The following is a 26,110-nucleotide window of genomic DNA, read 5'->3' as shown; positions in this document are numbered from 1 at the left end:
CCCATAACCGAATGATGAAACGCTTACTCCCCTCCATCGCCGCCTGCGTGGCAGGACTCGCCCTGCATGCCCAGGTGACCGTTTACGTGCAGCAGCCGGCCTCCTTGGAAGGCCCGCTGGAATTCACTTGGGCGCAATGGGGTCAGACCCCGGACCTCAACGACCCGATGAACAACATCGTGGGCACCGCCTGCTTTGTGGATGATGGCACGGAGGCCGACTCCTTGGGCTGCAATGCCTTGGTCAATGGCACGGACATCAACGGCAAGATCGCGGTGATCTACCGCGGCGCCTGCGAGTTCGGCGCCAAGAGTCTGAATGCCCAGACGGCCGGTGCCATCGCGGTGATGATCATCAACAACCAGCCCGGGGCGCCTGTGGCCATGGGCGCAGGAGCCGTGGGTGCCGATGTCACCATCCCGGTGGTGATGATCAGCCAAGAGGCGGGCGCGCAGCTGCGCGATGCCATCCTCACCTGCAATGACCTGGAGGTCTTCATCGGCAGCCAGCAGAACTACTACCAGTACAACCTGGGCTTCGACGGGGATGACATCCTGGTGCCGCGCACCGGGGCCATCCACCCGGTGATCCACAGCAGCGCCAGCGAGTACTTCGTGAGCCTCGGCGCCAACATCCACAACTACGGCGCCCAGCCCATGGATGGCGCACGCGTGCGCTGCGTGATCACCCAGGAGCCTGGCGGCACGGAGGTCTACAACCAGGTCTCCCCCGGCGCCACGATCAACAGCGGCGACTCGCTCTACGTGACCCTGCCGGACTTCAGCCAGGCCAGCTACAGCGGTTCCTACACCATCACTTACTCCCTGGAGGGCGATGTGGCCGATGACTTCCCGCAGAACAACAGCCTCGCGCTCACGCTCGGCACCGCCGGTGACAAGTTCACCTACGCGCCCATCAACCCTGCGACGCTCGACATCGTGAGCAATACGCATGTCGTGCCCGCCAACAACGTCGACGGCTGGCGTTCCTGCATCCACTTCAGCGACCCGAACGGCTCGCGTCTGGCCGCTGCCGGCTTCTGGTTCACGGCTTCCGCGGCAGCCGACCAGGTGCTCACCGACGAGATCGTGGACGGAACCCTGTACGAGTGGACCGGCACGGTGACCAGCCCCATCACGCTGCCCACCAACGCCGACATCCTGTCGCTCGCCGCCGGCACCTACACCTTCACCAGCGACCTGCGCAACACGCCCATCTATGTGCCCTTCTCCGATGTGGTGACCCTGCAGGACAACGTGCGCTACCTGCTCTGCCTGGACTCCTACAGCGGCATCGTCTGGCACGGGTGGAACAGCAGCCTGAACTACGACCGTGTGTCGGAGATCACCAACGAGCCTGTATCGATGATCCGCGATGCCGCCACCTGGTACAATGGCTTCACCGGCCTGGCCGGCGCGCCCTCGCACGCCATCCACGCCGTGGAGGCGAGCACCATCGGCATGGATGAGGCCGCCAAGCCCCTGGAGGTGACGCCCTATCCCAACCCCACGGCCAACTGGCTCCGCATCCCGCTGAAGGGTGTCACCGGAATGGTGAGCGTGCGTGCCTTCGATGCCAAGGGCGCCCGGGTGCTGGAGCGCACCGCGAATGTCGGCGGCGACAGCGTGCTCACGCTGGATATGGCCGGCCTCGCCAGCGGCACCTACCTCTTCCGCCTCGACACGGAAGGCGGCCGTATGAGCGAATTCCGCGTGCAGGTGAACAAGTAGGCGACCAGAAGCCACCGGCATGCATGGAACGGCCGCCCGATCGGGGCGGCCGTTCCTGCTTCCGCCCCCTGCCCCATCTTTGAGCGCACAATCCCCGACCATGCCCAGCTTCGACATCCTCAGCAAGGTGGACATCCAGATGCTCGACAACGCCGTGAACGTGGTGAAGCGCGAGATCGACACCCGGTACGACCTGCGCGGCACCAGCAGCACGGTGGAACTCGACAAGAAGGCGCTCACCATCAAGGTGAGCACCGAAGACCATATGAAGCTCGATGCCATCGTCGACATCCTGCTGGAGCGCAGCGGCAAGCAGAAGGTGGACGTGCGCAGCTATGACCTGAAGGAAGAGCCCGTGCCGAGCGGCAAGACGCTCTACCGCATCATCAAGGTGAAGCAGGGCATCGAGCGCGAGACCGCCAAGAAGATCACCAAGGCCATCAAGGACAGCGGGCTCAAGGTGCAGCCGCAGATCATGGATGACATGGTCCGCGTGACGGGCAAGAAGATCGATGACCTGCAGGCCGTAATGTCCCTCTGCCGGCAGCAGGACTTCGAGATCCCGCTGCAGTTCGAGAACATGAAAAGCTGAGCCCGGGCAGCGCGCGATGCCCGATGCGCGTCATGGGTATAACCCCTTCACAGATGAAGCGCTCAGTACTATCCGCCGTCGCAGCCCTGCTCATCGGACTCGCCCAAGGGCAGACCTACTTCTACATCGACCAGATCGCGGTGGCACCCGACCCGGCGACCACGGCGGATGAGGTGGAGCTGCAGCTCATCGGGAACCTGAGCAGCACGGGCTCCTACATCGTGTTCGCCCAGGCCAGCGTAACGGCCTCACTCATCTCGATCACCCTGGTGGCTGCCAGCACCGGAGGGCTCACCGTCCTGGTGCCGCATACGGAGGCGATCAGCCTGGGGCAGCTGCCCGCCGGCACCTACAGCATCGAATTCACGTCCGGCTCCTCCGGCATCCTGGATTCTGCGCCTGCACAGCAGCACGCCTTCACTGTGGCGGAAAGTGGCAGCCCCTGCGACCAACTGGATGTCCTTTCCGTCCATTGGGCGCCCTTCTCGGACACTGCCCTGGTCGTGAACGTGGTGAACAATTCCACAACGCTCTTCGATTACCCGAACTTCATCCTCCTGGGCACTACGGGCGATACCCTGGCGAAGGAAACCGTGAGCGCCTTCGGCCTGTCCGGTGAGAGCTGGCACGTGCTGAGGCTGCAGGATGGAGTCTCCTTCGACGAGCCCATTTTGAATGGCACCTTGGAGCTCTGGACGGAGTTCACCACCAACCTGGCGTGCAGTTGGAACCTGGAGGATGTCCCACTCTGCCTTCCGCCTCCCTGTGCGTCCATCACGCTCACCTTGGGCAACTTCGGGGGCATGCTGGTCACCGGCGACTTCGCATGGACCTTGACGGACGCCTCGATCTCCGCGCCCATCGCCACTGGCACGTTCACGCTGGACCTCAACAACCAATACACGGAGGTCGCTCAGTGCCTATCCCCCGGGCAGTACGGCTTGTCGGTCACGCCCTTGGGGCCGCCCCTACCCGGAGGCAACCTGGTCTATGGCGTTGCGGGTCAGGGCGGCGTTGCAGGACCCTCGCAAACCGTGAGTTGGGGGCCGCCCGTGATCATGCTGTTCAGCTTCTATGCTCCCTGCGTGGAAGGCGGCACGGGGATGCCGGATGCCCCCCTCCGCCACTGGACGGTCATCGAACTGGATGGGGAGATCCTGGTCCGCAATCCTGAAGGCCGACCCGTTGGTGCAGTGGAGGTGCTCGATGCCATGGGCCGGACTGTCGCCGCGGCCAGCACGCCTTCGAGTGAGCTCCGCCTGCCCTGCAATGCACAGGGCCTCCTGCTCGTGCGTGCCGGTGGACGCGCTTGGAAGGTGGTGCGGTGAAACGGCGGAACCCGCCTTACGGGGCGGGTTCCTGTACGATTCCGGTCTCCCTGCTTACGGGCTTGGAAGGGAGCTTCTAACGCCGATGGGCCTCGCTCCTTGTGACCGGCTATTCCTTCGGTCCCTTACCGGACCTGACTGTGTAACGCCGATCCCGTGCCGAATGTTGCATGGTCATCACAACTGGAACTCCTGCAGCACCCTGCCGCCATCCTTCAGCGTGCGCTCCTCGAAGCGGACCAGTCCCGTGACGGACACCAGCATCACCGTGGAACAGCGGGTGCCGTAGCCCGGCAGGTCGATACGTATGGAGCTGAGGGCCCGTTCACGATCAATGCCGAGGCCGGTTTCGGGGAGCTGATGGTCCGCTGCGGGCCGTGCATCCTGAAGAAGCCTGAACATGGCCTCGGGGTCAGGCCTGTCGGAAAGGACCATGCGCTCCATGGACTGCTTGGCACGCACCACCTTCGGCCAGGGTGTATTCAGCAGCGCGTTGCTGAGCCCATGGATCCCGGGCTGCAGCACGCGGTCCTCGCCGGTGATGTTCGACCGGTACCGCAGGGCCTCGATCGGCCCGTGCAACAGGTTATAGCCCTCCCTCGCCACCGGATCCGCTTCAGGCTCCGCCAGGAGCGCATCGCGCACCAGCAGGCCGCGCGAGGGGCCCGCAATCGGCGGCCTCCGGAGGTCCCGGTGGTTCGTCAGGGCAGCGAACCGCCCGGACAGGGTGATTCCCATCCAAGTGCCGAGCGCCCGCCGATCACGGCCGGCGAGCACCAGGGGAAGATCGGGCCAGAAGTGCGCGGGATCAGCCTCTCGGGAAAGGAACTCATCCCGGTTGGCCGCCACGATCAGGGGAAAGCGCGCATGGACCTTGTATGCCAGCGCGATCAGGCACATGCCGCAAAGCTACCGCGCCCCCTCCCCGCTTCACATCACGGCTTCGCCCCGCAGGAACATGACGAAGATGAACGTCATGAGGAAGTGATGGAACAGCAGCATCGCCGTCACCAGCGTGAGGATCTGCTTGCCGCCACGGGAGAGCTCCGGGAAGAGCTTCTTGTTGTTCATGGCGATGATGGGCAGGGGGATCGTCGCCAGCAGGAAGGTGATGGCCAGAGTCTTGAAGAGCACCACATTATCCATCAGCCCGAAGAATAGGTGGGCATAGTAGAAGATGAAGCCCAGCGTGGACAGGACGCCCAGCCGGATGAAGAGGCGCGCTTCTGCTACCATTCTCTCTTTGTTATCCATGGATAGAGACGCAAGCCTGAAACGGGGTTGCGTCCCTGCGGGTTTCAGAATTACGAACAGTGCCGCTCAGCGCCAAGGGCGTCCGCTGCGATAGAGTCCGGCCATCGCAAGGACTAGCCCGCCAGCCAGCCATGGCCAGGGATAGGGACCGGGTATGTATGTCCCGTCATCGAGCAGCGCACGCGCACCATCCGCCCCGATGGAGGATGCGCTCGTCAAGGCGTCCACGCCATCCGTGCGCATCAGCGGATCGATTGTGAAGGAGATCACCATCAGCACCGCGCCCGCTATCAGAAGCGCCCAGGAACGCCCATCGATGCGGTAGTCCGCCGCCCTTGAGCGTCCCCTGAGGATCACCAGCGCCAGCAGGATCAGGCCCAAGGAGATGACACAGGGAGCCCACACCGGCCCCACCCAGGGCACCGGTATCAGGAAGAGCAGGTCGGGGGTCGACAGGCTCGATGGCCAATCCAGCAGGACCTTCAGCCATGCGTAGTAGAAGAGGTCCCAGAGGCCGAAACCGTAGCAGAACCAGGCGAAGCGCTCCAGCGCTGACCGTGCGATCAGCGCAGCCGGCGCCAGCAGCATGAGCAGGGTGGCCGCCTCGCGCCACACCTCGGTGGCGATCAGCGGAGGGGCCATGGGGACCAAGGGGAAGGCGAAGCCCTGCGGGTAGTGCAGCGCGCGCAGGTAAACCACGACGGCGCTCTCCAAATAGGCCATCGCGATGAAGAAGGCGCTCATCCAGGCGAACGCGCGGCGGATGTCAGCTCTCATGGGTCAGTATGATATCGGCGACGATGCCCCGGTGATCGCTGCCGGCCACCTCGAAGGTGCTCAGCGCTGCCGGTTCGACGGGGCCCCGAAGCAGCACGTGGTCGATGGGGATCAGGGCCAGCGGACCAAACGACGGCCAGGTGATATCCAGCGGCGTGCTGGCGGGTCGCCCACCGGAGGCCCTGCACAGCCTTCGGTAGGCATCGTCCCAGTGCACGGTATTCAGATCACCGATCACGAGCATGGGATGGTCGCTGGCGCCCATCTCCCGGGCCAGCCACCTCAGCTGCGCGTTCCGCCGGCGAAAATCCATAAGGCTGGTGGGCGAGGCGGCATGCGCCGCGCAGATGCGCACCGTTCCGCCGTCGGTCTCCGCATCGGCAAGGATGAAGGGTGTCCCTTCCACCTCCGCCACGCGGATGGCGCCGATCGGAAACCTGCTGAACAGCGCGATGCCATAGCAGTCCTCGCGGGGTACGGCCCTGCGGTACGGGTAGCGCACCGCCAGCCCCTCCTCCAGCGCAGCGGCCCAGATCGCGTTCACCTCCTGGAAGGCGATGACATCAGCGTCCGTCGCAACGGCCGAACGCACCGCATCCGAGCGCCGGCCGTTCACCTGCCACAGGTTCATCGTGGCCACCCGAAGGCCCGAGCCGCCATCCTTGCCCACCGGATCCGGGACAGGCACACGCAACGGTGCAGCCACCAGCGCCGCTGCGATGAAGCCGGATGCGCTCCACCACCATCGACCGCGCGCCATGGCCAACGCCGCAAGCCCAAGGAAGAGCACCGCCCACCACGGCAGGAAAGCCCGTGCCAGCATGGCGGGGAAGGAATCCGGCGCAAAGGCGAGACCGCACCCCGCCGCGAGCGTGAGCGTGACGAGCTTCAGCTGATGCACCCCGCTCATGATGGCTCCATGGAAGGTGCGCCGGTGGCCGGACGCGCGGCCATGCGACGGATTCGCCGCAGGGCGAGCCAGAGCGGCACCGCTCCGATCGCCCCGAACGAGGCATCCACGCAGCGCCAGAAAAAGGGAATGCCGCGAACCGGCGCCCATGCGAAGGCCAGCACGATCACCAGCGCGCAGCACCATAGGCCCCACTCCACCACCCAGCGGTTGCGCACCGGATCGCGCCACGGGCCGATGAAGGCGAGTGCGATCGCCACATGCGCGAAGGCCAGCCAGTCGGTGCCGTAGAAGAGGATCGGGTATGCGGCATCCACATGGGCCACGGCACCTGCGGCATGCGATGCCCATTGATGCCATGCGCCCCCCGCCGGTTCCGTGAGCTCAACGAGCCATGCCGTGAGCATCGCCAGCGGCACGGCGGTGATGCCGCTCAGCACCAGGGACGCCATGAAGAAGGCCAGCCAGCCGCGGATGCAACGGAGGTCGCTCATTGCATCGCGGCTTGACCGATGCGTTCCAGCCCGGCCCTGGTGCGCGCATCGGCCCAGGTCCACTCCTGCCAGCGTTGACCGGCCTGGCGCGCAAGGAAGGCATCGCGCTTGCCATCAAGCAGGGCACGGAAGGCCAGCGGATCGAGGTGGTCTACCCAGCGCACGCGGTTGTGGCGATGCCGCTCCATCTGCTGCTCCACCAGGTCGATGTTGGCGTAGAGCAGCGGCAGCACCTTGTCGCTCATTGCGAGGTAGTTGTCGATGTCGATCTCGCCGGGATTGCCATGGCCCAGGTTCACGCGTACGATGAAGCCATCCCAATCGACCGTGGTGAGGCCCACGAGCAGCGCGAAGGCCGCCCACGCATTCACACGCACCAGGTAGTACAGCGAACGGCGCTGCTTCACCTTGACGAACAAGGTGACCAGCCCCACGAGCACGAGCGCGAGGAACACGATGACGCCGATGCGCTTGTAGGCGAGACCGTGGAAGCTGATGTAGTGCCAGTTCCGCAGGAACACCGACACCGCGAGGACGCCGTTCTGGACCACCCAGAGCAAGGCCAGGCGCTTCAGCCAGGCACTGCGCCAGTAGAAGTTCTGGTTGCCACGGAAGAACCAGAGCACCACCGCGATGCTGAGCAGGATGCTGAAGATGAGCGCATAGGTGCCTTCATGCACGAACTGCTTCAGGCTGAAGCCCTCAGGCACCTCGAAGCCGAACCAGACCCAATCGACATCGATGATGTTGACCACCAGGAGAAGGGCGTTCACGAGCGCCAGCAGCACCACCCCGCGGCGACGCTCCCGCTCCAGCGGGTTCATGTCCAGCGGCGCCCGCCAGTGCGGACGCTTCAGGCGCACGCGCCGCATGCCATCGCCCAGCCGCTGCTCCCATTGCGCCACCAGCCTGGGCGCGAAGCGGAACAGCAGCCCCGCGCACAAGAAGAGGCCGAAGAGGAAGAAGAGCGCGTGCGCGGTGACCACGAATTCGAGGAGCTCGGCGATCGCCTGCCAGATGCCATCGAGGAAGCCTGCGGTGAGGTGGTCGAACTTCGGATTGCCCACGCGATAGAGCTGGAAGAAGAGCGCGAGCACGAGCATGGGCACCACGCTCAACCGCGCCCAGCGCCATCCCGTGCGCGCAACGCCGCGCTTGGGCATGAGCTCGTTGGCTCCATCGAGCACGGCCATGGGCAGCGCCAGGTGATTCGAGATGGCCTGCACCGAAGCGAACGGCAAGCTCCGCAGCACAGGCTCATGCGCGAGGGCGCTGAACCACAGCACCGCCAGCACCGCCATGACCGGTGCGATAACGCTTCCGTGCACCACCGCCATCGCCGCGGCGACCAATGCCCCGGCCATGGCCCAGCGCGCCGGCTTCGACAGCCCTCCCCATCCGATACGATGCACGATGAGCATGACCACCAGCAGCGTGAACAGCAGCACGTTCAGACCGAGGCCCATCCGGAAGAACAGCCGGTCGAAGACGAGTGCCGACAGCAGCGCGATGATGATCGCCGCGCGGGCTTGGATCCAATTGGCGATGGCGTTCATGCGTTCAGGGTTTGGGGATGAGGCGTTCGATGGCATCGAGGTGGTCGCGGAAGGCACGGGCGCCACTGACGGTGGCCTTGTAGCTCGTGTTCGGCCGCTTGCCGATGAAGCGCTTGCGCACCTGCACGTACTTCAGATCCTCCAGGGCGGCGAGGTGGCTCGCGAGGTTGCCGTCAGTAACGCCGAGCAGCTCCTTCAATTGCGTATGATCGACCCACTCGTTCACGACGAGCACGGCCATGATGCCCAGGCGCACCCGGCTCTCGAAGGACTTATTGAGCCGATCGATCATGCTTCAGCATTGCCGCGCTCGTGGCGCAGGTACATGAGCCCCCCATAGAAGATGTGCAGCACGCCGAAGCCGAGCGCCCAGAAGAGCAGTCCCGCATCGGCCCAGAAGGCGGCCACCACGCCGAGCACCGATTCGCTGAGGCCGAGCCACCGAATCTCGTCGAGCGTGTACTTGCTCGCGTTGATCAGCGCGAGGCCGTAGAAGACGAGGGTGGCCGCGGGCACCATCCCCACCGCGCCATGGACGATGAGCGCCAGCGAGAACAGGCCTCCGGCCACCAGGGGCAGGAAAAGGTTGAGGGCCATGCGGCGGGCGCTGGCACCCCACAGCCCCTGCCCCGTGCGCTTGCTGCGGCGCCAGGTGAACCATAGCGCGCCCAGCAGGGCCACCGCGAGCACGATGGCGGCATCGGCCATCAGGAAGTTCACATGGCCCCACCAGGCGCTCTGGCGATTGAGGCCCCCTGCAGCCAAGGCCTCGCCGCCGTTGCCTTCGAAGCCGTGCGACCAGACCAGTGCCTGATGGTGCTCGCGCGCGACGAAGGCGCCCACCAGCGCCGCGGCGCCGGCGATGACGCCGCTGAGGCCGCTCAGGCTGAGGAATCGGGTGCTGCGGTCCATGAGGCCTCGGATGCGGGCCAACTCCTGCAGGGGATCGTGCTGAGTCATATGCAAAGTGCTTTGCGCTGCAAAGTAACGGGGCGTGCGCGCGATCCGTATGCGAGGCCCGAGGAAAAATCAATGGACGGCCAGGGCGGCCAGCACCACGCCCACCACCACGGCAGCGAAGCGGGCGGCGTTGAAGCGATGATCCGGCGCGCTCTCGAAGATGATGGTGGTGCCGATGTGCAGCAGCATGCCGATGGCCAGTCCGAGCATGCGGTGCAGGAAGTGGCCGTCCATCCAATCGCCCGCCAAGGTGCCCGCCGCGATGCCCAGGGGCGCCCCCAGCGCGAAGAGCACCAGCATGAGCCAACTGGCCGAACCCGGTACGCCGCTCTTGAGCAGCACCGTGGCCAGCGCGATGGCCATGGGCACTTTATGGAGCAGCACCCCAGCCAGGAAGGGCACGTTACCGGCCACGGCGGCATCGGCGAAGGGCATGCCTTCGGCGAAGGAATGCAGGAACAGGCTCGCCATGGTGAGCCAGGGCAGCACCGCGCGTGCGCCATGGTGCGCATGCACATGGATGTGGCCGTGCTCGATGCCTTGGCTGAAGAACTCCAGGACCACCTGGAGGAGGAAGCCCCCCAGCACCCATGCACCGATCATCGCGCCCTCTTCCTCGTAGAGCTCCGGCAGCATGTGCAGGAACACCACGCTCACCAGGAAGGCGCCGCTGAAGCCCAGGAGCAGACGAAGCCATTTCTGGTCAGGGCTGCCTGCGCGCACGGCGGCACCGGCGATCATGGGCATGGCGAAGAAGAGCAGGGCGACGAGGAGGCTCATGCGGGTGGCTTTCGGCACCAAAGAACGAAACGCGGCGACCGGTCGGGGTCGAAGGGGGTGAGCAGCGGCCCATCGGTGCGGTCCTCGATGCGCAGGCCCGCACCGGTGGCCATGCCCTCGAGTACGGCAGGGCGCAGGGTCTGCACGCGCTCCTCGAACCGATGCACCGCCTCGCCATCCAGCACCTCGATGCGCTTCACGAGGACATCGGCCTGAAGGCACCTGGTGATGCGGAACCGGACGCCGCCCCGCTCAACCTCCTCGTGGGGCACGAGGTCGCGCAGGACGACATCCGTGTTCATGAAATCGAGGACGAAGCCCCCTCCGGGCACGAGCATGGCCGCCACGGCATCGAGCACGCGCTGGTCGTCCTCGAGCCGCTCGAAGTAGCCCAGGCTGGTGAACAGGCAGCAGATGGCCTCGAAACGCCTTCCGGCGATGGGCTCCCGCATATCGTGCACGAGGAATTCCGCCTGAGGCACTGCCGCACGGGCCTCGGCGATGCTCTCTTCGGAGAGGTCGCAACCGGTGACCTTGATGCCATGGGCGGCGAAATGACGGGCATGCCTGCCCCGCCCGCACGCAAGGTCCAATAGGCCGGCTCCCTCGGGCAGCCGCCACCGCCCCAGGATGGCTTCCACCCAGGCCTGGGCATCGGCGTCATCGCGATGCCCATAGAGCAGCTTGTAGTACGGGGTGCCGAACCAGTGCTTGAACCAGCCCATGGGGGATGATGGGCGGCGAAAGTAACCGGCCCGTGCCCGGCTCACACGCACGCGTGGAAAACTCCGGCCAGCTGCGGAAATCCGGGAATCGCAACGGAACTTGCTTTGTGTATGCCCCGCTAAGGGTTTCCCATGCCCGGACTGCTCGACCGCATCCATGACCTCTACGATGAACTGGAGCGCCGCCGGGTGATGCTCTCCTTCAAGGGAGGGCTCACCCCCGAGCTCATCACGGTGCTGCTGGCACTGGTGGAGCGCAAGCTGGACGGCATGGAGCCCGACCATAAGTCGCGCAAGCGCGTCTTCAATGTGGTGGTTGAGTGCCTTCAGAACCTCTACCACCACAACGGGCACCTGCGGCTCGATGACGGCGCTGTGCACACTACGAAGGAGCCCCATGGCGTGGTGATGATCGCCCGAACAGAGAGTGGCTATTCCGTGCTAACGGGCAACTTCATGGCCGGCTCGGAGGTGGAGCAGCTCAAGGGTCACCTCGACCGCATCAACTCACTCAATCCCGACGACCTCCGCGAATGGTACAGGGCGAAGCTCGCTGACGGCACGTACTCTAGCGCCGGCGGCGGAGGCCTTGGCATGATCGATATCGCGCGCCGCAGCGGCGGCAAGCTCGAGTACGCCTTCGTCCCCTATGACAAGGATAGCGCCTTCTTCAGCCTCAACGTGAACGTGAACACTTAGACAGGAACGCCATGGAACCGCTCCACCTCGAAGGATCGCCCAAGACCCCGTACGTGCATTTCGACCCCGCATCGGGCCTGCTGGAGCTGAAGGGCCGCTCCATCCCGGAGAACAGCATCGACTTCTACAAGCCGCTCATCGACTGGATCGACCGGTACAGCCGACAGCCCAGCGAGCGGACCGCGCTGCACGTGCAGCTCGAGTACTTCAACACGAGCTCCAGCAAGTGCATCCTGGATGTGTTCAAGCGGCTCGAGCCCATCCGCGCCGCGGGCAACGAGGTCACCGTGCTCTGGCACTACGAGGCGGATGACGAGGACATGCTCGAAGCCGGGGAGGACTATTCGGGGATCATCAACATCCCCTTCAAGATGATCCAGATCGCCGAGGTGAACGGCGATTAGCGGCCGAAGCGCTGCGGGAGCATCCGCATCAGGCGAGGGAACAGCTCCCAATACAGCGCAGCGCACAGGGCCAGCACCATGGTCCAGATGACCAGGACGTTGCCCGCCAATGCGCTGAGGCGGAAGCCGAATGCCGGCTTCACGGGCGCATAGAAGTGGGCGCTCAGGAAGCCCCCCTCGGGCACCTCGTACACCGGGTCGCTCTTCCGGATGAGTGCGCCATCATCCTCCACGATCACGCGGAGGTCGTTCTTGTTCGTCACCACATCGGCCAGGCCGTCGTTCCGATAGCGGTCGAGCAGGTCGAAGTAGGCGGCGCGCGACTGCTCCGTGGCGGTCATCTCGGCGATCAACCGCTCCTTCCCCCGCTCGGCCTCCTTGTACGCCGACCGGTAGTGGTGCGTGAGCCGCCCGAGCGCCGCATCCACCTCATCCAGCACGGAAGCATCGCAGGATTCAGGCGTCAGCCGCTCCAACCCCTTCACGACGAAGCCTGCCAGGCGGCGCTCCTCCCGCCGCAGCTCATGGCGCAGAAGTTCCAGCGCCTCCTCCAACCCGACCCGCTCCTCGGGGGGGGCGGAAAGCAGCCGCCGGGCCTCGGCTGAGCGGTTCTGGAGTTCGGCCACCCAGAGGTCCTTCTTCCAATTGGCCGTCTTCATGCGCTGATCGAAGGCGTAGAAGTTCCGCTCATAGGGATTCTCCATGAACTGCGTGACGGCCAGTGCCTCGTAGGCCCACCGCGAGGCCATCACGTTGCCGATGAGGGGCACGCCCCGCTCCGACCCGAACCACGGGTGCAGCCGGTCGAACTTGACGATGATGCCGCTGAAGAGCAGCTGGGGGATGATCAGGACGGGGATCAGGATGTAGATGACCTTGGCGCTGTTGAAGCTCGCGCTCACATTCAGCCCGAGGGCATTGGCGAAGCAGCTGGTGGAGAAGAGCACGAGCCAATGCGCAGCGCCGAGCGCTTCGATTCCGAGCACCCGGTTGGCCACCAGCACGAACAGCCCGGTCTGGATGGCGGAGATGATGAAGAGGATGCCCAGCTTGCTGGCGAGGTAGCTCAGCCAGCTGAGGTCGAGGAATTTCTCCCGGGCTAGGATCTTGCGGTCGCGGATGATCTCCTCGGCGCTCACCGTGAGGCCCAGGAAGAGGGCCACAATGACGGCGATGAACAGGTACTGCGGGAGGTTCTCGTTCGTCCTGAAGACGTAGGAGCCGGTCTCCGCCGCCCCGTGGTACTTGAGGAAGAAGGACATGAAGAACGCAAGCGCCGGGGCCTCCAGCAGATTGATGAGCACATACTGCCGGTTGGCGAGCTTGCTCAGCAGGTCGCGCTGGAAATAGACCTTGAGCTGCCTGAGGCGGTCGGGGATGGCGAAGGTGCTGTGCGGCACGCTGCGCTCATCGGGCACCTGGGCCACGCGCACCTCCATCTGTGCCCGGAACACCTCATTCCATGCATCAGGGCTGATGCGGCGCTGGTCGGTCTCCTTGCCGTACTCGTCCACGAGGCGCGCCTCCAGGATATTGAAGATCTGCTCCGGGTTCACGTTGCCGCACGCACGGCACTGGCCCTGCTCACTGTCCACCTGCCCGGTCACCTTCTTGAAGTAGACCACGGCATCCACCGGATCGCCGTAGTACACCGGGTGCCCCTCCTGGTCCATGAGCAGGAGCCGATCGAACAGCTTGAAGATGTCCGAGCTGGGCTGGTGGATGACCACGAAGACGAGCCGACCCTTGAGGGCCAGCTCCTTGAGCAGGTCCATGATGTTCTCGGAGTCGCGCGAGCTCAGACCGCTGGTGGGCTCGTCCACGAAGAGCACGCTGGGCTCGCGGATCAGCTCCAGGGCGATGTTGAGCCGCTTGCGCTGCCCTCCGCTGATGGTCTTCTCCAGGGGGCTGCCCACCTTCAGGTCCTTGGTCTCGTAGAGCCCCAGGGTGTGCAGCATGCGCAGCGTGCGCTCGGCCACCTGCTGGTCCGTGAGGTCGCCGAAGGAGAGCTTGGCATTGAAGAACAGGTTCTGGTAGACGGTCAGCTCCTCGATGAGCAGGTCGTCCTGGCTCACGTGGCCGATCACCCCGCGGATGCGGTCGCGCTCGGCGTGCACATCGATGCCGTTGATGGTGACACGCCCCCGGCTGGGCGCCAGATTTCCATTGAGCACGTTCAGCAGCGTGCTCTTGCCGCTGCCGCTGCCGCCCATGATCCCGATGAGCTTGCCCGAGGCCTCGGCCAGATGCAGCTCGTGCAGGCCTACACGCCCGTTGGGGAAGGTGTACTCGATGGCGTCGGCCCGGAAGACGATGCGCGGCCGGCCCTGCTTGGCCATGAAGGCCTGGAGGATGTCGCTGTAGTAGATGGGTACCCCGCTGGGCGGCCGCACGCTGCTGCCGTTGCCGAGCACATAATGGCTGTCGCGCCCGATGCGCTGCCCGTTGAGCAGCACCTCGTCCCGGCCCTGATAGCGCATCACATACAGGTTCACGCTCGGCACGTGCAGCACGCGCACCTCCCCGTCGAGGCCATGGGCGTGCAGGTGCCTGGCCGCGCTGAGGGTGGTGGTGGCCGCTGCATCGATGTAGAGCAGGTGCTCCTCATCCAGGCGCTCCTGTGATTCCTGGCAGACGAAGGCGCGGCACCGTGCGAAATCGGGCCGGGCGATGTTGAAGGTCTCTGCGACGGTGGCAACGAACTCCGACTCCTGCGGCGTCACCTCCCCATCGGCATGGATGAACTCGAGCAGATGGAGCAGCACGACGAACTTCTGGCGCTGTGTGAGTTCCTCGTTCACCTGCGTGCAGATCTTGAGGACCTTCACCGAGTTCAAGGAGGTCCGCTTGCGGCCCGTGCGGCCCTGGGCCGCGCCGTGGAACGACTCCACGAAAGCCTGGTACCGGGCCATGTGCGCCGCCGCCGTCTCCGGGCTGAACTGCTTGCGCAGGAAGCGCTCCAGGATGGCGGCATTCTCAGGCCGCGCGCCCAGCGCCACCGCTTCGCCCTTGGCGATGATGGCGAACAGCTGCAACAGGGCCTTCAGGATCTTCTCACTCATGCGCACCGCCCCCTCGGCCCCGCTGATGGGGCCTGAAAAAGAGCGCCCCTCTTAACGGGAGGGGCGCCCAAAGGTTCCGGAACGCGCTACTTCTTGAAGCCGATCAGCATCACTGCACAGCCGCTGGCAGCCTTGCTGGGGTCGAGGTGGGCCTCCACGATCACATCCAGGGTGCTGGCGATGGACAGGTCCCAGAACGGCGCGTTGAAGTGGTCCTTGTTGGTGAACAGCAGGTTGCGCTTCTGGTCGTACACGCTGAAGAGCAGGATGCCATCTGACTCGCCGCTGCAGGCCGCCACCCGGTAGGTGGTGCCGCCGAAGAGCGTGAGCTGGAACTCGGCCACTTCATCGCCTTGGAGGAGTGCCCGATAGAACTGGCCATCGGGGATGTAGTTCGTCGTGATGTGCGCCTCGCAGCGCGAGGCGATGGGCTGGCAGAGGGTCTGGGCCTGCGCAGCGGCGCCGAAGGCCAGGAACGAGAGGGCGATCAATGTCCTGTTCATGGTCAGGCGAGGATCATGTTGCGGATGGCGGTGACCTTGGCGGCGATGGCAGCGGCCTGCTCCGCGGTCACCTCAACGGCGGTCTTGCTGTTGATGAAGGTGGTCTTGTTCGATGCGTCCGTCACGGGCGGCTCGAAGATGTACTCCACCTTGACGCCCTCCATGGCGCCGCGCAGGTCCTTCAATGCGGCCAACAGCGCGTCGGCCTGGCCTTCCGTGTTCGTGCTCTCCACCAGGGCCACGATCCCTTCAAGGGTGCCCTTCTGCTCGGCCATGCGGGTCATCAGCACCTGGTTGCCGATGGCTGCCGGGTCCGAGAGCGTCAGGTGCATGGATTCGATCCATCCGCCGGTGAGCACCCAGGCGCTCACATCGTGCGCCTCGTTCGCCTTGAGGTATTGGTCTGCTGCCCGGAACGCCACGCCGCTGAAGCGCAGCAGGCTGTCCTCACTGCCCATGTTGGCCTTGAAGCGCTCCACGAGGGCCTTGTCGAAGGCATTGCCGAGTTCCAGCTTGCCGCCCAGCTTCTCGATGGCCTGCAACGTGGCCAGCGAGCGCTGCCCATCGCGGTGGATAGTGGCGTAGGAGAGGTCCGCGCCGTAAACGCCCAGGAGCGTGGCCTGCGCCATGCGGGCCGTCACGGCATCCGCCTTCTCCAGCGGGGCCGCCAGCTGCTTCTGGTACTTCAGGCCGGCCTGGCGGATGGCGAGGGCGGTCTGCACGGGCGATGGCACGCTGAAGTAGCGGCCGCCGATGCCGATGACCTCCGCCTCCTTCGGGGCCTGTTGCGTGCCAAGGGAATCAGTGCCCTGGGTATCGGCCTCCGTGCCACCGCCGCCGCATGCGGCAAGCAGCATCATGAAGGCCAGTCCCGGGGCGAGGAGAACAGTGCGTTGACGTGCCATGCTGGACTGGGGTCGTGAGAGTTGCGGCATCGAAGGTAGACGGAGGGCCCCGCCCCCCCCGCCCGGCTCCGGCCCAGTTTTCAACACGGATGGGCTAGCGGGCGCCCCATGTGCGCCATCGCGAACCGTGCAAGGCGTACCAGAGGATGTAGAGGTAGAAGATGATCAGGGGCCAATACGCGGATTGCGCTCCATCCACCGATGCGTCACCCGCCATGGCGGTCCACACCGGAAGGGCGAGCGCCCCACCCAGGATCGCCATGATGAGCAGCGCGGAACCCACCTTGAGGGAGGCCCCCACCCCATCGACGGCCAAGGGCCAGATGGCGGGCCACATCAAGGCGTTCCCGAGCCCCAGCAGCGCCACCATGATCACCGAGACGGGCAGCTCCGCCATGCGCACCTCCAACGCTCCCAGGTCGACCAGCGGGAACAGGGCCATCCGCGCCGGGTCCACCGCCAGAACGCCCGCCACGCAGGCCAGGGCGACCACCGCCGATGCCGCCAGGGCGGTGCGCTGCCCGATGATGCGCGGCATGAGCGCGATGCCGATCACGTAGCCGATGAGCATGGCCGTGAGCGTGGCGCTCGTGAGCGTCTTGGCCACGTCGAGCGGGGTGCCGAGGCGCTCGGCGTAGACCGCGATGCTGTCGCCGGCCAGTACCTCGGCCCAGACGTAGAGGAACAGCGCCAATACCCCCAGCAACAGCTGCGGGTGCCGCAGGACCGACCCGCCTGCTCCCCCCTTCTCCTCCTCCAGCGGCGGCAGCGGGGAGACCCGGATGAGCGCCGCGGCAAGGAGCAGGCCGATGCCGAGGACGGAATACGGCATGACCACCAGGCCGGCCCGCTCATCGAGCAGGGCGTCGCGGGCCGGGCCCTCCAGCGAGGCGAGGTCGGACTTGAGCCGGTCCGCATCCACCAGGATGAGGCTGCCGAGGATGAACGGTGCGATGATGCCGCCCAGCTTGTTGCAGATGCCCATGATGCTGATGCGCCGGGCCGCGCTGGCGATGGGCCCCACCACCGTGACGTAGGGATTGCTCGCGGTCTGCAGCAGGGCCAGGCCCGCCCCGATGGTGAAGAAACCGGTGAGGAAGACGCCCGCCGAACGCATGCGCGCCGCCGGTATGAACAGGAATGCGCCGAGCGCCATCACGGCCAGGCCCAAGGCCATGCCGTTCTTCATGCCCGTGCGGCGAAGGACCATCGACGCGGGCAGCGCCATCACGAAGTAGGAGGCATAGAATGCGAAGGGCACGACAATCGAGGCCTCGAAATCGGTGAGCTCGCAGGCGATCCGCATGAACGGAATCAGCGGGCCATTCAGCCATGTGACGAATCCGAACAGGAAGAACAGCCCCCCGAGGATGAGGATGGCCATGCTGGTGCCTCTGCTTCCGCTCATGGGGCGGTGAAGCTAGAGGCCTCCCCGTACCTCAACCCATGCGGCGCATCGCGGGCACCAACAGCCTGTTGTGCATGGGCCTACCAGTTCAGCGCCTTCTTGTAATAGCGCGGGAACTTGATCCGCTTGCGCATGGCCTGGTAGTAGCGGCTCCACAGCGGCGTGGAGAGATCATAGGCATCGCCTTCCGCACGGGTCGGCTTCCGGTCGTGGTCCATCTTCTTGCGTGCCATGATCTTGAGACAATCGAGCGGCCCAGATTGTTGTCCGCCACCGGCTCGGCCCTCGCTCGCTTGCACTTCCATGACGCGCCGCCGTGCGCACCTTTGCCGGTACGCCATGCTCGCGGACGTCATCCTGCCCCTCGCCGTGCCGGGCCGATTCACCTTCCGCATACCGGAGGGTGCCGACGGGCTGAAGCCCGGCATGCGCGTGGCGGTGCCCTTCGGGCGGGGCGGCAAGCTCTATGGCGGCATCGTGCGCTCCCTGGACGCGGAAGCGCCGCCCGGCGTGGCCCCGCGCGAGATCATCTCGGTGATCGACCAGGCTCCCATCGTCACCGAGCACCAGCTGCGCCTCTGGGATCGGATCGCCGACCATTACCTCTGCACGCTCGGCGAGGTGATGATCGCCGCGCTGCCCGGCCAGTTCGCGCTCAGCAGCGAGACGCGCATCCTCGTCAACCCCTTCATCCGCGACGAGCCCCGCCGCACCGACCGCTCCGCCGTGCTCATCGATGCGCTGCTGGAGCGCGAGGCCCTCAGCATGCGCGAGGCCGGCGAGCTCCTCGGCCTCAAGGACCCCATGCCCGCCATCAAGCGCCTGCTGGACGAGGGCGTGGTGGTGGTGGAGGAGGAATTGCGCGAGGCGTGGAAACCGCGCACCGTCACTTATGTGAAGCTCACCGAGGCATCGCACAACGAGGAGGCGCTGCACGCCTGGTTCGACAAGCTGGAGAAGAAGGCGCCCAAGCAGCTGCACCTGCTGATGCGCTACGTGGAGCTGAGCCGCTGCATGAGCGACCATCCGTTGGAGGTGGAGAAGAACAAGCTGCTGCACCTCAGCGGCGCCACGCCCGCCACGCTGAAGCCGCTCATCGATAAAGGCCTCTTCGAGACCTACGAGCGCGAGGCCGGGATGCCCGCGCTGGAAGCGCTTCAAGCCAAGGCCCCGCAGCTCTCGCCGGCGCAGGATGAAGCGCTGCGGGCGGTGCGCGATGGCTTCGCCCACAAGGATGTGGCCCTGCTGCGCGGCGTCACCTCGTCGGGCAAGACGGAGCTCTACACCACCTTGATCGATGAAGCCGTGCGCGACGGCGGCCAGGTGCTCTACCTGCTGCCCGAGATCGCCCTCACCGCGCAGATCATCGAACGGCTGCGCGCGCGCTTCGGCGAGCGCATCGCCGTCTACCATAGCCGCATGGCGCCGCATGAGCGCGCGCAGCTGTGGATGCGCATGGTGCAGGGCAGCGAACCGCCGCCGATCATCGTGGGCGCGCGCTCGGCGCTCTTCCTCCCCTTCCGCGACCTGCGCCTGGTGGTGGTGGACGAGGAGCACGACCCCAGCTACAAGCAGCACGAGCCCGCACCGCGCTACCATGCGCGCGACATGGCCATCGTGCTCGCGGGGCTGCACGGCGCCAAGACCCTGCTCGGCAGCGCCACGCCCAGCATCGAGAGCCGCTACAACACGCAGAGCGGCAAGTACGCCTATGCCGAGCTGCTGGCACGCTTCGGCGATGTGGCCATGCCCGCCATCACCGTGGTGGACCTGCGCGATGCCGCCCGGCGCAAGCAGATGCGCGGGCACTTCAGCCAACCGCTCATCGATGCCATCGATGCGGCGCTGAAGAGGCGCGAGCAGGCCATCCTCTTCCAGAACCGGCGCGGCTATGTGCCCGTGTGGCAGTGCGAGAGCTGCGCCTGGGTGCCCGGCTGCGACCACTGCGATGTGAGCCTCACCTACCACAAGAAGCTGCATCAGCTGCGCTGCCATTACTGCGGAAGGAATTATCCGCCGCCGGTGCAATGCGGCCAGTGCGGCAGCAACCGCCTGCGCATGATCGGCTTCGGTACGGAGAAGATCGAAGAGGAACTCGCGGAGATCTTTCCAGAGGCGCGCATCGCCCGCATGGATCAGGACACCGTGCGCGGACGGCAGGCGCTCGACCGCATCCTCACCGGCTTCGCGCAAGGCGCCATCGACATCCTTGTGGGCACGCAGATGGTCACGAAGGGACTGGACTTCGACCATGTGAGCACCGTGGGCATCCTCAATGCCGATGCGCTCATGCGCTTCCCCGACTTCCGTGCCCATGAACGCGCCTTCCAGCTCATGGCCCAGGTGGCAGGCCGCGCAGGCCGGCGCGACAAGCCCGGCAATGTCATCATACAGGCCTACGATGCGCACAGCCCGGTGCTGGAGCTGGTGACCCGGCACGATGTGGAGGGCTTCTACCACCGCGAACTCGATCACCGGCGCGCGCATGGCTATCCGCCCTTCACGCGTGTGCTCTCGCTGAACCTGCGCCACCGCGATGAGGAGCGCGTGGCGGCTGCAGCAGGCGCCCTTGCCCTTGCGCTGCGCGAGCGCTTGGGCGAACGTGTGCTGGGGCCCGACATCCCGGCCGTGGCCTGGGTGCGCGACCGGCATATCCGCAACCTGCTGGTGAAGCTGCGCCGCAGCGCGCACCACGAGGAGAAGCTCTTCGTCCGCGACACCATCGACCGGATATTCGCGGAACCGGCGCACAGGGCCGTGCAGCTGGTGGCGGATGTGGATCCAGTGTGAGGAGCCTTGGGCATAGCCTGCTCTGCAACTTATCAACAGTTACAGCGAGTGACGAATTTCTCCAAATAGATTCGTTGTTACTACACCAGCCACCATGTTCAAGAATATCCCCGCCCTCTTCAGCCTCCTCGCCTGTCTAGGTGCTGCGACGGCTCAATCTCAATCTATTGTTGCCACGCCAACGTGGTACTATACAGGTTGTACCGGCCAAATTCACGTCGATTTGAGCATTTCTGGAGGTATAGGACCCTACGATGTGTATTGGTCTTGCGCATTGGGGAATAACTCGGGCTCGAGCCAAGGTGCTTCTGTAGATTTCAACATTGGTGGCGAGTACCTGGTTCTCATACAGGATTTCGGAAACCTCACGTCAGCCTATGCTGATTACACGACGTTATCAATTATTGTTGGACTGGACGCCGTTGTTACGCACAGCAGTTGTGACGGCGACGGTGGGATTGATCTCACCCCCCCCCCGGACTTACCGCCACCGCTGCAGTATTTCTGGAATGGACCCAATGGATTCAACGCACAAACCGAAGATTTGTCTGGCCTAGTTCCGGGCAGGTATTGGGTCCAGGTTCTCGGGTCAAATGGCTGCACTCGAGCTGCGGTTTACAATGTGCAAGGCACACCTGTCGAGATTCAGACTACGGTTACGCCTAATTCGCTTTGGTGCTCTCCGTTCCAAGGGTCCATTGATGCCACGATCAGCGGTGGCACGACGCCCTATACTTATGAATGGAGCAATGGCTCTACGACCGAGGATATATCCAACCTTTGGCCAAATCTGTTCTGGCTGAGGGTGACTGATGCGAATGGCTGCAGCACTATCTCCAATTGGATACTCGTTCCTTGGGGCCAGGTCCCTGAGGTTGTCGGGCAGGTCACTCCTTCTTGTTTCGGGGTTGGTACGGGCTCGATCGATATTGATGTGAGCGGTGGTAGCCCGCCTTACACCTTTGATTGGTGGTCAGGCGCCGGATTCACATCCACCGCTGAAGATCTTTCCGGACTGAGCAGCAACGGTTACATTCTTGACATTACAGACGCGAACGGTTGCTCTGCGCAGTATTCATTCTATGTCCCGCTTGATGAGGACTATATGGAGTTGAGCGCGACCGTAACGAACACCGCTTCCTGTGGGCAGGGGGGAGCGATTGACCTCACGGTCATCGGAGGGCAGGTACCCTATGACTATCAGTGGGGATGGCAGCCAGGGGGATCCGCCTCAACAGAAGATATTGAGGACCTGTACTCTGGAACATATCATGTGCAGGTCACTGATGAGATTGGGTGTAGGGTCTGGGGGACCTTTGTTGTGCCAGGCTCACCGAAGACCGTTGACCTCGTCTCGTCTATTGAACACACCTGTCCAGGGTTCAATAGTGGCATGATTAACATCACCATGACCGGTGGAGTGGCGCCATATAACTTCTCGTGGAATGGCCCAGGTGGCTTTTTCGCATCAACAGAAGATATCTCCGGATTGGCCCCTGGCACTTATACCTTGCTCGTGCAGGATGCTAATAGTTGCACCGCATTTGAGTCGTTCACAATTCTCGGAGTGGTCCCATTTGAGCTCTCTGCGCAATCAAGTGGATGCCCTCCGAATGTTGGCAATATTGACCTGACCGTTTCAGGACAAAACGCGCCGTACTCATTCCTATGGTCTAATGGGGCAACCACAGAAGATCTGATTGGCGTGCCCCTGGGCATCTATACGGTGACCGTAACCGATGCGTCAGGATGTACTGCCACCATGTCTCATAGCAGCAAAAGCGCTTCTGGCATCAGCCTCAGCTTTAGTTCCGTGAATCCAACCTGCGCGAACTCACCAACTGGCAGCATCAACCTATCCATTACTGGTGGGCTCCCTCCTTACTTGTTCTCTTGGTCCAACGGTGCAACGGTGGAAGACCCATCAGGGCTTGTAGCTGGTGCCTATAGTGTGGTTGTCATTGACAGCCAAGGATGCCAAGCTACCGGCACATGGACGGTCTCCTCCGTGGGAACTCCCGGGGCAAACACGAACATTATTCATCCAAGTTGCAACGACTGGGGCAATGGCTTGATTAACCTCTCTGCTTATGGCGGAACCCCGCCGTACTCCTTTGCATGGACCGGCCCTGGCGGCTTCACGGCCACCACTGCCACACCTGGCATTGGCAACCTGCTCCCAGGCCAGTACAACCTCATCATGTCCGACGCCCTAGGCTGCATCTACGCGCAGAGCTATAGCGTGCCCGCCTTCCCCGAAGTGACCGTCGATGCCACGCTGACCCCTTCATGCACCGAGTACGGCTCGGGCGCTATCGCCGCCGCCATCTCCGGCGGGGCGCCTCCATACCTCTTGAGCTGGGCGGGCCCGGGAGGCTTCTTCTCCACGCAGGCCAGCATCTCTGGCCTTGCGGCAGGCACATACAACCTCACCGTCTTCGACGCCAATGGATGCTACTTCAACTTCAGCTACGAGGTGCCCGGCGCATCGTGCTGCCCTGCCGACCTGGTGCTGCCACCGGGCAGCTCGAGCCTCTCGCTGCCCGATGTGGTGGGCGGCACGGTTTACATAGCCGGGTGGTTCTCCGTGCAGGACGATCTGATCTTCCAGAACGCCACCGTGTACATGGGCCCCGGCGCGGAGATCTTCGTGAGCAACGACGCCATGCTGGAGTTCGACGGCTCGTCGGTGACCAGCTGCAGCGGCGTCATGTGGAAGGGCATCACTGCCATCACCGGCACCACGGTGCGCGCGCGGAATTCCTTCCTCGACGATGCGGAGCGACTGATCACGGCCCACGACGGAAGCAATCTCTGGTTGCGCAACAACCAGTTCCACAACAACCGCGTGGCCGTGTTGGTGCCCCCGCAAACGGGTGGCGCGTACAGCAACGTGACCATCCTATCCGCTTACAACACCTTCTACAGCCAAGGGCCCATGCCACAGCCCTATCCCGGCCAGCAGAGCGCGATCGGGAATCAGGGCTTCGCCGCCTTCGAGCTGCACCGCACCACCCTTAACCTCACCGCCGGTTGGAACTTCTTCCACCACCTGAGCAACGGCATCGTGGCCTTCCGGACGGACCTCACCGTATATGACGCCACCTTCCATGACATCGGCCCCGATGCCGCCTACACCGCCTTGGGTAATGCCAACGGCAGCGGCATCTACGCCAACGGCGCCAAGAGCTGGGCCACCCTGAAGCATGCTGGCCACGGCAACGGCGAGCTCTCCATGCCCTCCTTCAACAACTGCCGCTGGGGCGTGTACGCCGAGACCATGAACGTGAAGTCCTGGGGCAACCGCATGGTGGACATGGGCACCGCCTACCGCATCGACTACAGCGGCTACCGCGATGTGGACGTGTTCAGCAACCGCGTGCAGTGCAAGCGCGATGGCATGGACCTGCGATTCAATGATGGTGCGGCGCACATCCTGCTCGATGCCAACCACATCACCTTCGGCGATCAGCCAGGGGCCTTGCGCGGCTTCTGCGGCATCCGGGTGGACGAGGCCGCTACGGCCAACATCAGCTCGGCGATCCAGAACAACATCATCAGGCACGCGCCCCAATCCAGCTCCAGCTTCGGCATCATGCTGCGCGACGCCAACGACTGGGCCGTGCTGGGCAACCAGGTGATGATGGCCCACCGTGTGTTCAGCCGTACCGGCATCGCCCTCAACGGCTGCAACCGCACCACGGTGAGCTGCAATACCGTGGACAGCTCCGATCCCTTGTTCGCCCTCTACCCCATCGACGGCCAGGCGGGCATCCGCAACTGGATGGGCAGCCAGCCCCTGATCAGCTGCAACACGGTGGACAAGACCACCAACGGGATCCTCTTCAGCGGTTGGGCCGCCGATACGGACCTGCGCGGCAACGAGTTCCACAACCACCGCTGGGGACTGCACCTGGAGAACGATGCCATCATCGGCCAGCAGCTCTTCAAGGGCAACATCTGGCACGCGCCTGCCGCCACGGGCGGCTTCGAGGCGATTTATGAGAATGCGGGGAATGCAGACCTATTCCAGTTCTGGGTGAACTCGTCGATCACCCCGCCCAACGGTGGTAGCTATATGCCGGGGTCGATCTGGCCGACAACCGGTTGGTTTGTCTCGGATCCAATGGAGTCGAACTACTCCTGCGAAGAGGAGTTCGCCTGCGACGGCCTGGGCGAGCGCTGCAAGGGCTGCTCCCCGGAGTTGATCGAGCGTATCGCCGACGGCAGCTTGGAGAACGAGGACTACACCCCCGAGACGCGCTGGACCATGAGGGGCGACCTGTACAAGTTGCTCACCGAGGAGCCCGAGCGCATGGACGGCAACCCGCTGCTGGCGGATTTCTACACCGATGTGGAGGCGCAGGTGATCGCACAGGTCAAGCAGCTGGAGGCCGATCAGCTGGCGCTCTACGAACTGGCCCCGAGCGTGAGCGCCGCGCTGGTGCAGGGCGCCGCGCAACTGGAGGCCCTGCGCGGGCAATTGCAGAGCGAACTGGCCGCGCTGGCCGATGAGAACCTCACCCCCGCCCAGCAGCACGCGCATGTGCAGGCCATTGAAGGGCTGCAGGCCGCCATGGCCAGCCTGTTGGCCTACCATGGCAACGCCCTGGAGCTGGCCGCCAACAGCCGCGCCCTCACCGCCGAAGGCGTGAAGGCCACCAACGCGGCCATCGCCACCGGCGCGCTGATCGAGGCCAACCACAAGGCGGTGAACGAGGTGTATCTGAGCACCCTGGCCAAGGACATCACCGAGTTCACCCCGGCGCAGACCGCCGGCCTCTTCGATGTGGCCAACCAATGCCCGCTCACCGGCGGCAACGCCGTGTTCCGCGCCAGGGCCATCTACAGCCTGATCGACGATGACCAGGAATACGACGATGCCGCCCTCTGCCTGCAGCAGGGCCTGATCACCAAGAACAAGCCCGCCGATGCGCCGCCCACCTGCCTGCTGCTGCCCAACCCGGCGAAGGACCAGGCCACCCTCGTGCTGGATGCGCCCCTGAGCGAGCCCGCCACGCTGCTGCTCACCAACGCGCTGGGCGCGGTGGCCCTGAGCGTGCGCATGCCTGCCGAGCAGCTGCGCATGGTACTGAAGCTCGCAGGCCTCGCACCCGGCATCTACCACTACACCCTGCGCGGGTTGCAAGGAACCATTGGCACCGGCAAGCTCGCCGTGGAACGATAAGCGCGATGGGCCCACGGCGCGAAATGAATAGAAGCAAGAACCAGC

22 protein-coding genes are annotated in these 26,110 nt (G+C 64.5%); 7 read left to right on the top strand and 15 right to left on the bottom strand.

The genetic code is table 11. The features are described from left to right. Positions 1–11 precede the first annotated feature (11 nt). The 3 genes from QY325_00530 (at position 12) to QY325_00520 (ending at position 3,650) form a co-directional block, all read left to right on the top strand. On the top strand, positions 12–1,730 hold the full coding sequence (locus QY325_00530) for a T9SS type A sorting domain-containing protein (GenBank protein WKZ66425.1): 1,719 nt from the start codon (positions 12–14) through the stop codon (positions 1,728–1,730). Positions 1,731–1,830: 100 nt separating this feature from the next. Then, the gene (locus QY325_00525) at positions 1,831–2,322 is read left to right on the top strand and encodes a YajQ family cyclic di-GMP-binding protein (protein ID WKZ66424.1); all 492 of its coding nucleotides are present in this window, start codon (positions 1,831–1,833) and stop codon (positions 2,320–2,322) included. Between the two features lie 53 nt (positions 2,323–2,375). Next, the gene (locus QY325_00520) at positions 2,376–3,650 is read left to right on the top strand and encodes a hypothetical protein (protein ID WKZ66423.1); all 1,275 of its coding nucleotides are present in this window, start codon (positions 2,376–2,378) and stop codon (positions 3,648–3,650) included. A 177-nt stretch (positions 3,651–3,827) separates the two neighbouring features. Here QY325_00520 and QY325_00515 read toward each other — a convergent pair whose 3' ends face one another. The 10 genes from QY325_00515 to QY325_00470 all read right to left on the bottom strand — a co-directional run bounded on the left by QY325_00515 (position 3,828) and on the right by QY325_00470 (position 11,106). Then, complete coding sequence (locus QY325_00515) at positions 3,828–4,550, bottom strand: NRDE family protein (protein WKZ66422.1); 723 nt, start codon at positions 4,548–4,550, stop codon at positions 3,828–3,830. A 30-nt stretch (positions 4,551–4,580) separates the two neighbouring features. Beyond that, a complete protein-coding gene (locus tag QY325_00510) occupies positions 4,581–4,886 on the bottom strand; it encodes a hypothetical protein (GenBank protein WKZ66421.1) in 306 nt (101 codons plus the stop codon). A gap of 84 nt (positions 4,887–4,970) precedes the next feature. Next, positions 4,971–5,681 carry a hypothetical protein gene (locus QY325_00505; GenBank protein WKZ66420.1) on the bottom strand — a complete coding sequence of 237 codons (711 nt, stop codon included), beginning with the start codon at positions 5,679–5,681 and terminating at the stop codon, positions 4,971–4,973. Beyond that, positions 5,671–6,591 carry an endonuclease/exonuclease/phosphatase family protein gene (locus QY325_00500; protein ID WKZ66419.1) on the bottom strand — a complete coding sequence of 307 codons (921 nt, stop codon included), beginning with the start codon at positions 6,589–6,591 and terminating at the stop codon, positions 5,671–5,673. Before QY325_00500 ends, QY325_00505 begins: the two co-directional genes overlap by 11 nt. After that, positions 6,588–7,085, bottom strand: a complete 498-nt coding sequence (locus QY325_00495) for a hypothetical protein (GenBank protein WKZ66418.1) — start codon at positions 7,083–7,085, stop codon at positions 6,588–6,590. The genes QY325_00500 and QY325_00495 overlap by 4 nt, the downstream gene beginning before the upstream one ends. Then, the gene (locus QY325_00490; protein WKZ66417.1) at positions 7,082–8,641 is read right to left on the bottom strand and encodes a DUF4173 domain-containing protein; all 1,560 of its coding nucleotides are present in this window, start codon (positions 8,639–8,641) and stop codon (positions 7,082–7,084) included. Before QY325_00490 ends, QY325_00495 begins: the two co-directional genes overlap by 4 nt. 4 nt (positions 8,642–8,645) lie before the next feature. Then, on the bottom strand, positions 8,646–8,933 hold the full coding sequence (locus QY325_00485; protein ID WKZ66416.1) for a transcriptional regulator: 288 nt from the start codon (positions 8,931–8,933) through the stop codon (positions 8,646–8,648). Then, a complete protein-coding gene (locus tag QY325_00480; GenBank protein ID WKZ66415.1) occupies positions 8,930–9,553 on the bottom strand; it encodes a hypothetical protein in 624 nt (207 codons plus the stop codon). The genes QY325_00485 and QY325_00480 overlap by 4 nt, the downstream gene beginning before the upstream one ends. Positions 9,554–9,670: 117 nt before the next feature. Further along, a complete protein-coding gene (locus tag QY325_00475) occupies positions 9,671–10,381 on the bottom strand; it encodes a ZIP family metal transporter (protein WKZ66414.1) in 711 nt (236 codons plus the stop codon). Continuing rightward, positions 10,378–11,106, bottom strand: a complete 729-nt coding sequence (locus tag QY325_00470) for a methyltransferase domain-containing protein (GenBank protein ID WKZ66413.1) — start codon at positions 11,104–11,106, stop codon at positions 10,378–10,380. The genes QY325_00475 and QY325_00470 overlap by 4 nt, the downstream gene beginning before the upstream one ends. Positions 11,107–11,238: 132 nt before the next feature. Between QY325_00470 and QY325_00465 the strand changes: the two genes are divergently transcribed. Beyond that, on the top strand, positions 11,239–11,805 hold the full coding sequence (locus QY325_00465; protein WKZ66412.1) for a SiaB family protein kinase: 567 nt from the start codon (positions 11,239–11,241) through the stop codon (positions 11,803–11,805). Positions 11,806–11,816: 11 nt separating this feature from the next. Then, entirely contained in the window at positions 11,817–12,209 is a 393-nt protein-coding gene (locus QY325_00460) for a DUF1987 domain-containing protein (GenBank protein ID WKZ66411.1), read from the top strand. On the opposite strand, the gene QY325_00455 is transcribed toward QY325_00460, so the two are convergent. The 5 genes from QY325_00455 to QY325_00435 form a co-directional block, all read right to left on the bottom strand. Next, positions 12,206–15,271 carry an ATP-binding cassette domain-containing protein gene (locus tag QY325_00455; protein WKZ66410.1) on the bottom strand — a complete coding sequence of 1,022 codons (3,066 nt, stop codon included), beginning with the start codon at positions 15,269–15,271 and terminating at the stop codon, positions 12,206–12,208. The two genes, QY325_00460 and QY325_00455, sit on opposite strands and share 4 nt — an antisense overlap. Before the next feature lie 86 nt (positions 15,272–15,357). Beyond that, positions 15,358–15,774, bottom strand: coding sequence for a hypothetical protein (locus tag QY325_00450; protein WKZ66409.1), 417 nt, complete (start codon positions 15,772–15,774; stop codon positions 15,358–15,360). 2 nt (positions 15,775–15,776) lie between these two features. Beyond that, positions 15,777–16,679, bottom strand: a complete 903-nt coding sequence (locus tag QY325_00445) for a hypothetical protein (GenBank protein ID WKZ66408.1) — start codon at positions 16,677–16,679, stop codon at positions 15,777–15,779. Between the two features lie 94 nt (positions 16,680–16,773). Beyond that, positions 16,774–18,087, bottom strand: coding sequence for a sugar MFS transporter (locus QY325_00440; protein ID WKZ66407.1), 1,314 nt, complete (start codon positions 18,085–18,087; stop codon positions 16,774–16,776). Positions 18,088–18,167: 80 nt separating this feature from the next. After that, the gene (locus QY325_00435) at positions 18,168–18,320 is read right to left on the bottom strand and encodes a hypothetical protein (protein WKZ66406.1); all 153 of its coding nucleotides are present in this window, start codon (positions 18,318–18,320) and stop codon (positions 18,168–18,170) included. Positions 18,321–18,426: 106 nt separating this feature from the next. Between QY325_00435 and priA the strand changes: the two genes are divergently transcribed. Beyond that, positions 18,427–20,877 (top strand): primosomal protein N', encoded by a 2,451-nt coding sequence (priA, locus tag QY325_00430; GenBank protein ID WKZ66405.1) that lies wholly within the window; start codon positions 18,427–18,429, stop codon positions 20,875–20,877. A 2,200-nt stretch (positions 20,878–23,077) separates the two neighbouring features. Continuing rightward, complete coding sequence (locus tag QY325_00425; GenBank protein WKZ66404.1) at positions 23,078–26,065, top strand: right-handed parallel beta-helix repeat-containing protein; 2,988 nt, start codon at positions 23,078–23,080, stop codon at positions 26,063–26,065. Positions 26,066–26,110: the final 45 nt, after the last annotated feature.

The sequence above is a fragment of the Flavobacteriales bacterium genome (assembly GCA_030584065.1).
Taxonomy (GTDB): Bacteria; Bacteroidota; Bacteroidia; order Flavobacteriales_F; family PHOS-HE28; genus PHOS-HE28.
This window is presented reverse-complemented; position numbering and strand designations above follow the sequence as displayed.